The sequence below is a fragment of the Streptomyces sp. NPDC000345 genome (genome assembly GCF_042898825.1).
Taxonomy (GTDB): domain Bacteria; phylum Actinomycetota; class Actinomycetes; order Streptomycetales; family Streptomycetaceae; genus Streptomyces.
In genome coordinates this window covers 527,810-542,498 of the sequence record NZ_JBIAZE010000001.1, presented here as the reverse complement: position 1 = coordinate 542,498, position 14,689 = coordinate 527,810, and the positions used below count along the sequence as shown (strand labels likewise).

Below are 14,689 nucleotides of genomic sequence, written 5' to 3'. Positions count from 1 at the left end.
TCCCTCGGAATGCGAATGAGTGCCGTCCATGTGGACCCTATGGCGTCACCCGAGAAACTTCTGTTCGACAGCCTCAGCATTCGCTCCTCTGTTCCGAGGGGTTCACCTGGGCGTCGTTTTCCTTTCTTACGTTCTCCCAACCTCCCCAGGTTTCGATACGTCAATACGCTTTTCATACGCCCAGGAGAACCATGACGAGGGTCCGCAGCAGAGGGTCAGACACCAGGCCGCAAAGGCCCTCGTCAGCGCCATCCCCGGTCACAGTGGACGAGTGCCTGCGCGCCTGCTCCGTGCACAGCGGCAAGCTCGTCGGCAGCCTCGACCCCCGCCGCCTCGCGCTCGCCGAGGCACTGCGTCAACTCCTCGCCCTGTGGGCGACCCAGGAGACGGCCGCGCCCGCGCCCACCGCGGCCGGACTCCTCCGGCGCACCAGGGCGGCCGCCACCGGCAGCGGCGGCACCCTCGGCAACGATGTGCTGGACGCGCTGCTCAACGTGGGCAACAAGGCCGTCGTCTGCGCCTACGACGACGAACTGCACCTGACCCTGCTGATCACCGACACCATCCTCCACCAGCGCCGCAACTCCCGCGCCGGCTGGCGGCTGCGCGGCCGGATCCTGGAGGCCCTGGGCCGGCCGGAGGCCGCCGCCGAGGCCTACGAGCGCTACCTCGACCTCACCAAGGAGGACGGCTTCGGCGTCCGCGCCCGCGTCGACGGCATCCACGCCGCCACCCGGGCCCGCACCGAGCTGCTCGCCCTTCTCGGCCGCACGGTCCCCGAGTCCGCCCGCTTCAGCGACCGCCCCGCCACCGACGTGTGGGCCGAGGGCCTCGCCGCGCACGCCGTCGGCGACCAGAGCGGCGCCGAGGCCCGCCTCGTCGGCGCCCTGCTCGCGATGGACCGTCAGGGCACGCCCGAACAGGAGGTCCAGGAGGCGCTCGCGCACTACCTCGACCTGGCCACCTCCCGGCAGGCCCGGCCCACCGCCGAACTCACCCGGGCCCTCGCCCTGTACGCCGACTCCCGCCGCAACCGCATGCGCGGCCCGGTCCCGGACCCGCTCTTCGGCGGCGTGCAGTGGCTCAGCCTCGGCGAGTTCCGCAACCGGATCGCCGGCAAGTCGATCTGTCTCATCGCCAACTCCGGCACGGTCGCCGAGAGTTCGCTCGGCTCCGAGATCGACGGCTACGACCTCGTCGTGCGCTTCAACTCGTACCGCATCGACCCCGCGCACACGGGCCGCAAGACCGACATCCACGTCACCATCCACAAGCACAACTACAACTGGGACCAGCGGGTCGACACCCGGCTCGTCTTCAGCGGCAGCTCGCCCGACTGGAAGTACTCGGTGCGCAACAAGCTCGTCCCGGGCGCGCAGACCTGCGTCAACGACGAGTCGCTGCGCTGGCCGGTACGGAACATCGGCGGCTGGACCACCGAGCAGTTCGAGGCCATCCCCACCTCCGGCTTCAACATGCTCTGGCTGCTGGACTTCCTCGACGTCAGCCCCACCCTCGACCTGATCGGCTTCGACTTCTACGAGAGCGGCGCCTACCGCCTCCCGGAGGCGATGAAGCTGGCCATCACCAACGTGCACGCATACGGCAGCGAGAAGGCGTGGGTCATGGAACGGGCCCAGAGCGTCTCCGGCATGAGGATTTCCCTGCGATGACGACCACCACCCCCGCGCCCACCACCCCCGCGCCCGCCCCCGCCGCCGACGCGAGCGCCCTGACCGGCAAGCGCCGCATCGCCTTCGCGAGCTTCGTCGACGAGAACTACCTCCCCGGCTTCCTCGTCCTGCTGCGCTCCCTCGCCCTGTCCAACCCGGACGTCTGCGAGGACTTCCTCGTCCTCCACGACGATCTGCGCCCCGCCTCCGTCGCCGCGATCCGCGCCCTGCACCCGCGCGTGCGGTTCCGCCGCGTGGACGCCGACCACTACGACTCCTACGTCAAGGGCGACCAGGACAACTACCTGGTCCGCAAGGCGTACTTCATCCTCGACGTCTTCCGGATCCGCGACTACGACACCGTGATCACCCTGGACACCGACATGGTGGTCCTCGGGCCGATCACCGAACTCCTCGCCCTGCGCCACGGCCTCGCCGCCGTCCCGCAGTTCTTCTACGGCGACAAGACCCGCATGCTCAACAGCGGTCTCCTCGTCATCCAGAAGGAGTACCTGACCGACGAGTTCTGCGCGAAGATCGACGCGATCGGCCGCAGCGGGCGGTACGAGCTCGACAAGCACGACCAGGGCATCCTCAACGCTCTCCTGGACGGCGACTTCGTCGACCTCGACCCCCGGTACAACTACGTCAAGCGCCGTCTCTCCGGCGACCTCCCGGTCCCGGACGACACCGCCGTCCTGCACTTCACCGGCCGCCACAAGCCCTGGCAGGGCGGCGAGGCCGGCTACACACAGGCGCAGGAGCGCTGGGCCGAGTTCGAGCTGACCGACGCCGAACTCCACGCCGCCTACCTGGAGGCCGGCGACACCCTCCACCACGACCTGCTCATCCACTACGGCACCCCGCACGTCGAGCGCACCGGCGACGTCGACACCGCCCGCAAGGTCGCCCTCGCCCACATAGGCGCCGGCGACTACCAGGCCGCCGTCGACATCCTGGAGCGCGTTCACCTGCCGGTGGACGAGGCCTGGCCGCACGAGGTGTACGGCAACGCCCTGATGAGCGTCTCCCGCTACGAGGAGGCCAGGGCGCAGCTCCACCTCGCCACCGCCGCCCCCAACCGGGCCGCCACCGCCTTCTCCCGGCTCGCCCAGATCGCCTGGGTCCACGGCGACGACACCCGGGCCCGCGAGTACGCCACCGCCGGCCTCACCGTCGACCCCACCCACCGCGCCGGCCGCATCTGGCACCAGCGCACCCTCGGCGTCCCCGCCCAGCAGCAGGGCAGCCCCGAGGACCAGCTCGCCCACGTCGCCTTCTACATGGACCGCCAGGGCAACGCCGGCGACAAACTGCTCCCCGAGAGCGTCCGGCTCGCCTTCGGCCCCGACACCACCGCCCGCCGCTGGCACTCCGTGCACGCCCACCGCCTCTTCGACGAGGCCGCCCTGGAGCGGGTCAACGCCCGCCGGGGCCTGGTCATCGGCGGCGGTGGACTGTTCATCCCGGACACCATGCCCAACGGCAACAGCGCCTGGCAGTGGAACGTCCCGGACGAGCTGCTGAGCCGGGTCGACGTACCGATCGCGGTCTACGCCGTCGGCTTCAACGCCTTCGACGGCCAGTCCTACCGGGCCAACCGGTTCCGGGAGTCGCTGCGGCTGCTCGTCGAGCGCTCCTCCTTCTTCGGCCTGCGCAACCACGGGTCCATCGAGAAGGTCCGGGCGATGCTCCCCGCCCACCTTCACGACAAGGTCCGCTTCCAGCCCTGCCCGACCACGGTCACCCGCCAGCTGGTCGACGGCTGGCAGGACCCGGCGACCCGCGACGACACGATCCTGATCAACGCCGCCTACGACCGCGCGGGCCTGCGCTTCGGCCACGACTACGGCTACTTCCTCGCCCAGATGGCCAAGGCCGTCAAGGACCTGGGAGAGCTGGCCGAGGTGCGGTGCGTGGCGCACTCCCTCGACGACGAGAAGCTCGCCTTCGACCTGCGCCGCGAACACGGCGTCTCGCTGCCCGTCATCCCGATGTACGACTTCGAGAACGACGAGATCCGCGACCTGTACGCCCGCACCAAGCTGGTCATCGGCATGCGCGGCCACGCCGGCATGATCCCGTTCGGCTGCGGCACCCCGATCATCAGCCTCATCTCGCACCCCAAGATGGCGTACTTCCTGCGCGACATCGACCGCCCCGAGTGGGGTGTCTCGGTGCACGACCGCAACCTCGCCGCCCTCCTCGTGGAACGCTCCCGCGACCTGCTCGCCGACCACGACCGCACCGTCGCCGACGTCCACGGCCGCCAGCAGGAACTGTGGAAGGTCACCGAGGCGAACGCGGCCGACCTGCGCACCGTCCTGGGCGGCTGACCCCATGGCGACGACGACCGCGCAGGTCGGCGCGCCCCCCGCCGCACGCGTCCGCCGGTCACCCCTGTGGTGGCCGGCGGTCGCCGTGCCGGCCGCGGCGGCCGTCGTGTACACCGTGCTGACCCGCCGGCTGACCGGTGACCTCCAGTACGTGCTGGGCGCCCTGCGGCTGGGCGGCGAGGCCGGCTACTCCCCGTCCGAGGTCTTCACCCACCGCCCTTTCTTCTACCGGTGGTTCATCGCGCTGCTGGACATGCCGACGGCCGGCGGTGTCGTCGTACGGGAGACGGTCATCGAGGCGGAGGGCGCGGTCGTCGTGGCCGCGGCGGCCCTCGCCCTGCACACGGCGCTCCTGCGCCGGGTCACCGCCCGGGAGGCGGCCCTCACCGCCGGCGCCACCGGACTCGTCCTCGTCCTCGCCCCACGTACCGACTTCCTCCAGCCGGAGTGGACGGCGGTGGTGCTGACCGTGTTCGGCGTCGCCGCCGCCCTCGGCATCCGCCGCCCCTGGCCGGCCGCCCTGGTCGCCGCGCTCCCGCTGGGCCTCGCGGTCATGATGAAGTACTCCACCGCCTCCACGGCCGCCTTCGGCGTCCTGATCCTGTGGGCCGTCGACCGGGGCCGCGCGACCCGCGTCGCCCTGGCCGCCGTACCCGGCGCGCTCGCGCTCTTCGGTCTCAGCGTCCTCGCCGGCTCCCACGAGCTGCAGTGGACCGAGGACATGCCGCAGATCAACCAGTCGGCCCTCAGCCGCACCGGCATCCGCCCCGGCCTCATCCTCCACCGCTCCTTCGAGTTCCTCGGCGACCGGGCCGTCCTCACCCCGGTGCTGCTGCTCCTGCCCGGTGCGCTGCTGCTGCTCCTCACCCGGGTGCGGGGCCGCGCCCGTCGCCTGGAGCTGCTGACGATCGCCGTGCTCATCGGCTCGGGCTCGCTGGCCGTGGTGATCGTCCAGGGCAACTGGTTCCCGTACCACGCCGTCCAGCTGACCGTCCTGGCCGCCGCCGTGTGGGGCCTCGCGGTGGGCGGTTCGCGCACCCCGCCGTGGTGCTTCGGCACCGTGTCCCTGCTGTACGGCGCGCTGCCCGCGCTCTACACCCGGCTGCCGGAGGGGGTACAGCGCCCGGCGACCCTGTGGGTGCTCGGCCTCGTCGCCCTGCTCGCCGCGGTGGCCGACACCCGGCTGAAGGGCGTGCCCGGAGGGTCGGCGGCCCCGGTCGCGCTCGCCGGTGTCGTCCTGCTCGCCGGACCGGTCTGGCCGAGCTCCCCGCACCTGGCCCAGTACGGCAAGGTGTCGTCGACCAACGCCACGTTCCACCGGAGCGCCGAGATCAAGCAGAGGGACGCCGACCGGCTCCGCGCGCAGATCCCGGCCGGGGCGAGGGTGCTGTACCTGGCCTTCGGCGACACGGTCTACCACCTCGGCCACCCGGCCCAGTGCCGCTACCCGATCGCCACCTTCCTCCAGCGCACCCGCTTCGTCCCGGACGTGGCCGGCCTGAAGTCGTTCAAGGAGAACGCGGACTGCGTCGACCACGACCCGGCGCCCTACGCGATTCTCGACCGGGCCTGGTTCCGGCTCGCGTACGTCGACGCGGGGCTGCGGCGCCGCGTCCAGGCGACGTACGACTGCCCGCCGCCGGATCCGCAGACACCGTTGGTGGTGTGCACGCGGAAGTGACCACGACGAGGGGGCCCCGGTCGACCGGCCGGGGCCCTTCGCCGTGCGGTGGGCGTCAGCGCAGGCCGAGGGAGGCGGTCACCTTCCGCGCCATCTCCACCGAGTAGCTCTGCCCCCGGTCCTGCGGGTAGATCTGGGCCATCGTCGCCAGCGTGACCCGGCTCATCGGGGTCTCGTGGCCGGGGATCAGCGCCCGGTACCGCGGCGTCACGACGGGCTGGGCGAAGCCGGCCTTCGAGAAGTGCCAGTCCTTGATCCAGGAGGCGTCGAAGGCGGGGTTGATCCGCTTCAGGTACGGCACGAACGCGTTCAGCAGCTCACCGGGGTCGGTGGTGAACCGCCAGTCCTCACGCTCGACGTAGTTGCCGACGTAGAGGACGTGCCGGCCGCCGTACACCGCGGGGTCGATCATCTGGGTGTGCTCGACCACCGCGAGGAAGGGGAAGTCCGGCTCGTTGATGTTGAGCCAGTAGTAGGGGATCACGCTGCGGTCCATCTCCAGGACGAAGCAGGTGGCGCCCAGGTACTGGTTCTGCCACACCGTGTCCTCGGCGGGCAGCCCGGCCGCCTTGGCGAAGGCGGGCTGCGGGGTGGTGACGATCAGCCGGCCGAAGCGGTACGTCGACCCGTCCGCGCAGGTCACGACCGGCGTGTCGCCCTCCTGCCGGATCGTCTCGACGGCCTTGCCGAACTCGACCTTCCCGCCGCGCTCCTCGATCCCGTCCCGCAGCGCCGCGTAGACCCGCTCGAAACCGCCGTCCACATAACCGAGTTCGAAGGTCCGGCAGTGGATACGGGCCCACAGCCACGCCATCGACACCTGCTCGGCGCGGTCGCCGAACTTGCCCTTCAGCAGCGGCTCCCAGATGGCCGCCGTGGCCTTCCTCCCGGCCCGCCTGCGCAGCCAGGCCAGGGCGGTGAGGTCGTTGTAGCGCTCGCCGTTGCGGACGGCCTTCAGCACGGCCGACGAGCCCGCGAAACGCACCGCGTCCAGCGGCGAGAACCCTGGGAAGCGGAGCATGTCGAACGGGGTGGTGAAGTCGATCAGCTTCCCGCCCCGGTAGATACCGGTCGTCGGCTTGTGGAAGCGCAGCGCGTCACCCAGCCCCAGCTCCTCGATGAGCGCGATCATCGCCTTGTCGCTGCGGAAGATGTGGTGGTAGTAGCGCTCCAGCGGAACCCCGCCCACCTCCAACGAGGCCGCGAGCCCGCCGAGTTCGCCGGCCGCCTCCAGGATGGTCACCTGGTGGCCGGCCCGTACGGCGTCCCAGGCGGCGGTCAGCCCGGTGGCACCGGCCCCGATGATGCCGAGGTTCATCCGAAACTCCACTTTCTGTTGAGCACGAACTGGAGCGCCAGAACCAGCGGCAGGGAACCCGCCTTGACGAGGTTGGCGTCGACCCCGAGTCCGTCGGTGAGGGCGAGGAAAAGCAGGTTCGTCAGGACGACGCCGGTCAGGCCGACGGCGTAGAAGCGCAGGAAGCGGACGACGATCCGGTCGCGGCGCTCGAAGGTGAACCGTGCGTTCAGCACGAAGTTGTTGGTGATGGCGAGCGTGGTGCTGAGCGCGTTCGCGAACTGCTCGTCCATGCCCGCCGTGTTGTGCAGCAGCAGGAAGACGACGAGGTCGAGGGTGACCCCGCTGCCGCCGATCAGGGTGTAGCGGACGAGCTGGCGCACGGTGCGGGACCGGTCGCCGGCGACCGCCACCGGGGCCGTGGTCTCAGTCATGGGCCTCGGGCCCGCCGATCACCTCGCGCACCAGATACAGCGGCCGCCCCTGGGCCTCGCTGTAGATGCGTCCGACGTAGGTGCCGATCACGCCCAGCGACAGCATCTGGACGCCGCCCAGGAACAGCACGACGACCATCAGCATCGTCCAGCCGGAGACGGTGAGGTCGGGCCGGAGGAACTTCATCGCGAGGGCGTAGAGGATGCCGGTCATCGACAGGGCCAGGACGACGAAACCCAGCCGCGTGATCATCTTCAGCGGCACGGTGGAGAAGCTGGTCACGCCGTCGACGGCGAGCTTGGCCATCTTGCGCAGCGGGTACTTGGTCTCGCCGGCGAAGCGCTCGTCGCGGTCGAAGGCCACCTCCGTCTGCCGGTACCCCATCGAGGCGACGATGCCGCGCACGAACCGGCTCTTCTCGCGGTACTTGCGCAGTTCGTCGGCGACGCGCCGGTCCAGGAGACGGAAGTCGCCGGTGTCCAGCGGGATGTCGACCTCGGTGGAGGAGCGCAGGACGCGGTAGTAGAGGTGCGCGGTGGTCCGCTTGAACACGGTGTCCTGGCGGCTGCGCCGCCGCGCGTGCACGATCTCGGCGCCCTCGCGCCAGGCGTCCACCAGCTCCAGGCTGACCCGGGGCGGGTCCTGGAGATCGGTGTCCATGACGATCACCGCGTCGCCCCGCGCGACGTCCAGACCGGCGGTGATGGCGATCTGGTGGCCGAAGTTGCGGGCGAAGTCGACGATCCGGACCCGGTCGTCCTGCTCCGCCAGACCTCTGAGGACCGCGAGCGAGCCGTCGGCGGAGCCGTCGTTGACGTACACCAGCTCGAAGTCGAGTTCCGGCCGGCCGGCGAGGGCGGCGGTCAGCTCGGCGTGGAAGGCGGCGATGCCGTCCCGCTCGTTGTAGACCGGCAGGACGTAGGAGATCAGGGGCCGCCGCCGCGGGGCCTTCGGGGCCGGCGGGAGAGACGCGGGAGCGGGAACCGGGGCGGTTGCGGGCGGGCGTATGTCCTGCTGGGTCATGCCGGCCCGCCCGCATTCCTGAACGGGGCTTGGGGGAACGCTGTTTGCAGCATTCGGGGAAGCTATGGAGCGCGGGTTAACCCCGGCCCAACTCCTCACGTCCGGAAGCAGACGTCCCCATTGCTCTTCGTCTTTTCGGATTTATTCGCGCATTCGGTGACGGATCATCGCCCGATCGACTTCCGCAACGCCTTCGCCCGCCGTACGACCCGGCGCGCCGTGGAGTTGTGCGGAAGGAACGAAAGCCGTTCCGGGATACCACCGGGAAGCCCCAGCGAGGTCAGCCGCTTGCGCCGGAAGTAACGCCGGGTGCGCGGATCCAGACGGGTGCGCAGGTAATCCTCGGCCGCCGGACGGAGACCGGAAAGGATCTGCGGCTGCATGACGAATCCGACGGCGGACAGCAGACCGGCCAGGGTGTCGGCCGGAATGGTCTCGTCCTTCTCCTCCAGGTCCGGCAGCAGCGCGTCCGCCAGCACCACCGGCACCCGGTTGCTGTTCTGGAACGGCGTCAGCCGCTCCAGCAGCGCCTCCGTGCCGATCCGGGCGACCGGCAGCTCGTAGAACGCCGCCGCGGTGAACAGCGCGGTGGAGAAACAGCCCACGACCAGCGCGGGCCGCGCCTTCTGGAACAGCACCTCGGCCAGCACCGGTGTGTCCAGGACGGTGAGTTCGACACCCAGTTTCTCCGCCTCCGCCTCCAGCAGACGGCTGTAGCGGGCCGGCGCGGTCGGATGCGGCTTGAAGACGACCGAGCGGTGACCCCGCGCCACCGCACCCCGCATCATCCGCACATGCAGGTCCTCCTCCTCCCGCACGGAGAGGATGTCCAGCGCGGACAGGTACTGGCCGAGCAGCAGCGCGAAGCCGTCGGGCAGCGGGGGCAGCCGGGGCACGGCGTCGGCGACCTGCCCGAGCACCTTCAGGAACGCGCCCGCCGGGACCGTCCGCGCCGGCACCTCGAACTCGCTGAGCAGCAGCGGTACGAGACCGGGCACCAGGTCCGGATGGAGCAGCCTCCGCACCCGCGTACCGATCAGCGGGTCGAGCTTGTTGCGGGTGGGGCCGTAGCTCATCAGGCCGTCGGCGTAGACCTCGACCGGCGCGCCCGGGAACACCTGGGCGACGGCCTGGGCGGGGTTGACCTGGATGGACTCCAGGACGATCTCCACCCGGTCCTCGCCCAGCCCCCACAGCAGCCGCAGATACCGCTCCAGGAGCGGGACGTCGTCGGGGCGCGGCGACCAGGCGCCGGGGTGGAAGGGGCTGATCGCGTCGTTCCAGGACAGCACCGCGTCGAAGCGGTCGCGCAGCGGCTCGAAGCCCGGCATCTCGTCGAGCGCCGGGGTGGTCTCCGGGGTCGTCGCGTTGTTGCACACCAGCAACAGCCGCCGGTCCGCCGCCGGGAAGCAGCCGGCGTCGAGGGCGGCGGCGAGCGTGGCCGCGCCGTACAGCGTGGAGGCGCAGAAGATCTGTGTCGTCGTGGGTGCCATCAGGCGGCCGCCTTCGCGCTGGTGATCTGCCGCCGCAGCCGCCGCAGCCGGGCGGAGCGGCGCAGGTCCATGGTGTCGAGAACGTCGGTGAGCAGCTCCTGCGGCATCCGCTTTATGGCCGCCGAGCTCATCGTGCGCAGCTGCCTGGCCACGGCCGGCTCGAACTTGTCGGTCTCCGCGAGGTGATGGGCGATGATCGCGCAGTACGTGCGCACCGCCTTCGGCAGCAGCCGTTCCGCCTCCCGGTCCCGGGCGGTCTCCTCGACGACCTGGTCGAAGGCGCGGATGAAGTCCAGCTGGCGGGCGTCGCCGATCTGGGTGAGGGAGGAGGCGACCCCCCGGCGGTAGAAGACGCCGTGCAGGTTCAGCACCGCGAACGACTCCGCCTCCCGGTGCAGCTTCCAGATCCAGGGCCGGTCCTCGGCGGTGCGCAGCCCGTCCGTGAAGTGCAGCAGACCGCGGTCGAGGAGGCGGCGGTGGTAGGCGCCGGCCCAGGCGTAGGCGTAGTCCACGGACGTGGAGCGGTCGGCCGGCAGGATCGCCTCGCGGGGGCTGAGCACCTCGTCACGCCGCCCGAGCGGATGCCGCACGATCGTGCGGACGCGCCCGGTGGCCTGCACATGGTCCGTCCGCACGAAGTCGCAGCCCAGCGTCTCGATCGCGGTGACCAGTTCGGCCAGATGGCCGCGCGCGAGCCAGTCGTCTCCGTCCAGGAACGTCAGATACTCGCCCCGCGCCGCGTCGAGTCCGGTGTTGCGCGCGGTGGCGAGGCCCCCGTTCTCCTCATGGCGGACATGACGCACCTGGGCGACCTCCGAAAGCTCCTCGACCGCCCGTTCGAGAATGGCCGGAGTTTCGTCCTTCGATTTGTCGTCCACCAGCACGAACTCGAAGTCCGGCCGGGCGTTCAGACGAAGGCTTCTGAGGGTGTCCGGTGCGTATTGCTGGACGTTGTAGAACGGCACGATCACGGAAAGCTTTGGCACACCGAAATCCTAGGAGGGGCCCCGGCAGCGGAACTTTCCGTTGAGGAGACAGGGGGTGAACTCGATGTGTCGGAATGGTGCACCGCGTGTGCGTGACAGCCGTTCGCGGGCCAGTTCGGTGTCCGGTGGGCTGCTGTTAACTTTTCGTTGAGTCGCGGTTGGGCCAACCCTGGGTTTTGCTTTCTAGCGTCTTCGGCGTGCCAGCAAGTACTGCGAACCCCCCGCGGATTGCCGTCCTCGCGGACTCGGACACCCGGTGGAAATGGGGTGCGCTGACCGCCTCCAGGATCGTGCCCGGACCGGCGAGCGGGGTGCAAGCCGACCCAGTCCTCCCCGTCCTCGACGGATTCCTCCTGCGCGGCCGGGCCACCCCCACCCCGCGTCAGCTCGCCGAAGTGGGCGTGCGCGCCGACTCCCTGCGCGAGGTCACGGCCGTCGAGTTCCTGCGCGCCATGACGCGGACCTCGTACGACGTCGTCGTCCTCGCGCTGGTCGGCGGCGGCGTCCAGGCGGTCCTGCACGGCCTCAAGCGCGTCTGGGAGGGCACCGCCGCGCGGCCCGTGGTCGTCACCGGTTACGTGGGCGTCGTCTACGAGAAGCTCGCCGACGGTCTGCTGCTGCGGCACGGCGCCGACCTCGTCCTCGCCAACTCCCGCCAGGACGCGGAGCGGTTCCGCGCGGTGTACGACGGGGTGGGCGCCGACTCCGCCTCGGTGACCGAGGTCGCCCTGCCGTTCCTCGGCGGCGCCCCCTACGCCGGCGAGCACGACCCGTCTGCGGAGCAGGGGCGCAGGCCCTACACGGTCGTCTTCGCCGCCCAGCCCTCCGTACCGGAGAGCCGCAAGGACCGTACGTACCTGCTCGACCGGCTGGTCCGGCACGCACGGCTGCACCCCGAGCGCGAGGTGCTGCTGAAGCTGCGCTCCAGGCCCGGCGAACACACCACGCACATCGAGGAGCTGCCCTACCAGAAGCTGGCGCAGCGGCTCGACCTGCCGCCCAACTTCCGCCTGGTGTACGGCAACATGGGCGAGGTCCTGGACCGCACCGACCTCCTGGTGACGATCAGTTCCACGGCGGCCCTGGAGTCGCTCCACCGCCGTGTCCCGACCGTCGTCCTCAGCGACCTCGGGGTGCGCGAGGCCCTCGGCAACCACCACTTCGTCGGCTCCGGCTGCCTCGCCTCCTGGGACCAGCTCGACGCCGGCCACCGGCCCGCACCCGACGAGGAATGGGTGTCGCGGCAGGGCGTCGCCGCCGACGGTTCCTACGGCAGAGCCTTCGACGCGGCCCGCGAACGCATCGCGAAGCTGCTCGACCGGCCCGGCGGACTGCCGCCCCTCACGCCCTACTACACGCCCGCCACCGCCCCCGGCTATCTGCCCGGGATCCTCGCCCGCCACCACCTCGGCCCCGACGGCAGCCCGCTGCCCGGCGCGCCCGCCGCCGACCGGGAACCCGGCCCGGTCCGGCAGATCGTGCGCCGGGCGGCGCGCGGCGCCTACCGGCACGGGGTCCAGCGGGTGGCGCCGGTCATCCGGCGGATGGGGGAGCTGTGAGCGTCCTTTCCGAGCCCCGAGGAGAAGAGCCCATGTCCGACTCACCCGCGGGGGTGCGCCGCGTGCTCGCCGTGATCCCCGCGCGCGGCGGCTCCAAGGGAGTGCCCGCGAAGAACCTGGCCCCGGTGGGCGGTGTCCCGCTGGTGGCGCGCGCGGTCCGCGAGTGCCGCGCCGGCCGGCTGGTCACCGACGTGGTCGTCTCCACCGACGACCAGGCCATCGCGGCCGCCGCGCGCGAGGCGGGCGCCGAGGTCGTGCTGCGTCCGGCGGCCATCGCCGGCGACACCGCCACCTCCGAGGCGGCCGTCCTGCACGCCATGGACGCCCACGAGGCCCTGCACGGCTCCCCGGTCGACGTCGTCCTGCTCGTGCAGTGCACCAGCCCCTTCCTCGTCCGCGAGGACGTCGACGGGGTCGCCGCGGCGGTCGCCGAGCAGGGCGCGGACACCGCGGTGACCGTCGCGCCCTTCCACGGCTTCGTCTGGCGGCACGCCGACGGCGCGGACGAGGGCGGCCTCGGCGTCAACCACGACAAGTCCTACCGCCCGCGCCGCCAGGACCGCCCCCAGGACTTCCTGGAGACCGGCGCCGCCTACGCGATGGACGCCCGTGGCTTCCGCGAGCACGGGCACCGCTTCTTCGGCCGTACGGAACTCGTCCGCACCGACCCCGCACGGGTCCTGGAGATCGACGACCCGCACGACCTCGCGCGGGCCCGCGCCCTGGCCCCGCTCTTCGACGCGGACCTCCCGGACGCCCTGCCGGCCTTCGACGACATCGACGCGGTCGTCCTCGACTTCGACGGCACCCAGACCGACGACCGGGTGCTGATCGACTCCGACGGACGGGAGTTCGTCTCCGTCCACCGCGGGGACGGGCTCGGCATCGCCGCCCTGCGCAGGAGCGGCCTGAAGCTGCTCATCCTCTCGACCGAACAGAACCCGGTGGTCGCCGCCCGCGCCCGGAAGCTGAGGCTCCCGGTCCTGCACGGCATCGACCGCAAGGACCTCGCACTCAAGCAGTGGTGCGAGGAACAGGGCATCGCGCCGGAGCGCGTGCTCTACGTCGGCAACGACGTCAACGACCTGCCCTGCTTCGCCCTCGTGGGCTGGCCGGTGGCGGTCGCGAGCGCCCACGACGTCGTACGCGGCGCCGCACGCGCGGTCACCTCCCTCCCCGGAGGCGACGGCGCGATCCGGGAGATCGCCGGCTGGATCCTCGGACCTTCTCTCGACCCCCTCACCACGTAAGGACATCTCCGCCATGAGCACCAACTCCCGTCTGCGCACGTTCGGTTCCCGCGAGGTCGGCCCCGGCCGCCCGGTCTACATCTGCGGCGAGATCGGCATCAACCACAACGGCGAGCTCGAGAACGCCTTCAAACTGATCGACGTGGCCGCCGAGGCGGGCTGCGACGCCGTGAAGTTCCAGAAGCGCACCCCCGAGATCTGCACCCCGCGCGACCAGTGGGACATCGAGCGCGACACGCCCTGGGGCCGGATGACCTACATCGACTACCGCCACCGCGTGGAGTTCGGCGAGGACGAGTACCGCCAGATCGACGAGTACTGCAAGGAGAAGGGCATCGACTGGTTCGCGTCCCCGTGGGACACCGAGGCGGTCGCCTTCCTGGAGAAGTTCGACGTCCCGGCCCACAAGGTCGCCTCGGCCTCCCTCACGGACGACGAGCTGCTGCGCGCCCTGCGCTCCACGAACCGCGCGGTCATCCTCTCCACCGGCATGTCGACGCCCAGGCAGATCCGCCACGCGGTCGAGGTCCTCGGCTCCGACAACATCCTCATGTGCCACGCCACGTCGACGTACCCGGCGAAGGCCGAGGAGCTCAACCTCCGTGTGATCAACACGCTGGAGAAGGAGTACCCGAACGTCCCGATCGGCTACTCCGGCCACGAGACCGGCCTGCAGACCACCCTCGCCGCCGTCGCCCTCGGCGCCGTCTTCGTCGAGCGCCACATCACCCTCGACCGCGCGATGTGGGGCTCCGACCAGGCCGCCTCCGTCGAGCCGCAGGGCCTCACGCGCCTCGTCCGTGACATCCGCACCATCGAGGCCTCCCTCGGCGACGGCGTCAAGAAGGTCTACGACTCCGAGCTCGGCCCCATGAAGAAGCTGCGCCGGGTCTCCGGCGTCGTCGCGGAGGCGGAGATCGCCGCGGCGGCGGGCGAGCCGGTCACGGTCTGAGACA

Annotated in this window: 11 protein-coding genes; 6 read left to right on the top strand and 5 right to left on the bottom strand. The window is 71.1% G+C overall.

Annotated elements, in window-relative coordinates; translation table 11 throughout:
• The first annotated feature begins 263 nt into the window (after positions 1-263).
• Genes ACFY30_RS02535 through ACFY30_RS02525 form a run of 3 tightly spaced genes read left to right on the top strand, consistent with a single transcriptional unit; the run spans position 264 to position 5,690 of the window.
• The gene (locus ACFY30_RS02535; RefSeq protein ID WP_390843336.1) at positions 264-1,673 is read left to right on the top strand and encodes a glycosyltransferase family 29 protein; all 1,410 of its coding nucleotides are present in this window, start codon (positions 264-266) and stop codon (positions 1,671-1,673) included.
• Positions 1,670-4,009: a glycosyltransferase gene (locus ACFY30_RS02530; protein ID WP_390843335.1), complete on the top strand. Its 2,340-nt coding sequence runs from the start codon at positions 1,670-1,672 to the stop codon at positions 4,007-4,009. Before ACFY30_RS02535 ends, ACFY30_RS02530 begins: the two co-directional genes overlap by 4 nt.
• Before the next feature lie 4 nt (positions 4,010-4,013).
• Positions 4,014-5,690, top strand: coding sequence for a hypothetical protein (locus tag ACFY30_RS02525; protein ID WP_390843334.1), 1,677 nt, complete (start codon positions 4,014-4,016; stop codon positions 5,688-5,690).
• A gap of 55 nt (positions 5,691-5,745) precedes the next feature.
• Here ACFY30_RS02525 and ACFY30_RS02520 read toward each other — a convergent pair whose 3' ends face one another.
• The 5 genes from ACFY30_RS02520 to ACFY30_RS02500 form a co-directional block, all read right to left on the bottom strand.
• Positions 5,746-7,008 carry an NAD(P)/FAD-dependent oxidoreductase gene (locus ACFY30_RS02520; RefSeq protein WP_390843333.1) on the bottom strand — a complete coding sequence of 421 codons (1,263 nt, stop codon included), beginning with the start codon at positions 7,006-7,008 and terminating at the stop codon, positions 5,746-5,748.
• Positions 7,005-7,421: a GtrA family protein gene (locus ACFY30_RS02515; RefSeq protein ID WP_390843332.1), complete on the bottom strand. Its 417-nt coding sequence runs from the start codon at positions 7,419-7,421 to the stop codon at positions 7,005-7,007. Before ACFY30_RS02515 ends, ACFY30_RS02520 begins: the two co-directional genes overlap by 4 nt.
• A complete protein-coding gene (locus ACFY30_RS02510) occupies positions 7,414-8,445 on the bottom strand; it encodes a glycosyltransferase family 2 protein (protein WP_390843331.1) in 1,032 nt (343 codons plus the stop codon). The genes ACFY30_RS02515 and ACFY30_RS02510 overlap by 8 nt, the downstream gene beginning before the upstream one ends.
• A 164-nt stretch (positions 8,446-8,609) precedes the next feature.
• Positions 8,610-9,938, bottom strand: a complete 1,329-nt coding sequence (locus tag ACFY30_RS02505) for a polysialyltransferase family glycosyltransferase (RefSeq protein ID WP_390843330.1) — start codon at positions 9,936-9,938, stop codon at positions 8,610-8,612.
• Complete coding sequence (locus ACFY30_RS02500) at positions 9,938-10,924, bottom strand: glycosyltransferase family 2 protein (RefSeq protein WP_390843329.1); 987 nt, start codon at positions 10,922-10,924, stop codon at positions 9,938-9,940. The genes ACFY30_RS02505 and ACFY30_RS02500 overlap by 1 nt, the downstream gene beginning before the upstream one ends.
• Positions 10,925-11,121: 197 nt before the next feature.
• Here ACFY30_RS02500 and ACFY30_RS02495 point away from each other — a divergent pair, with 197 nt between their 5' ends.
• From ACFY30_RS02495 to ACFY30_RS02485, 3 genes are read left to right on the top strand one after another with little or no spacing between them, the layout of a single operon-like run.
• Complete coding sequence (locus ACFY30_RS02495; RefSeq protein WP_390843328.1) at positions 11,122-12,483, top strand: DUF6716 putative glycosyltransferase; 1,362 nt, start codon at positions 11,122-11,124, stop codon at positions 12,481-12,483.
• 32 nt (positions 12,484-12,515) lie between these two features.
• Positions 12,516-13,733, top strand: coding sequence for a cytidylyltransferase domain-containing protein (locus ACFY30_RS02490; protein WP_390843327.1), 1,218 nt, complete (start codon positions 12,516-12,518; stop codon positions 13,731-13,733).
• 13 nt (positions 13,734-13,746) lie between these two features.
• Positions 13,747-14,685: an N-acetylneuraminate synthase family protein gene (locus tag ACFY30_RS02485; protein ID WP_390658315.1), complete on the top strand. Its 939-nt coding sequence runs from the start codon at positions 13,747-13,749 to the stop codon at positions 14,683-14,685.
• Positions 14,686-14,689: the final 4 nt, after the last annotated feature.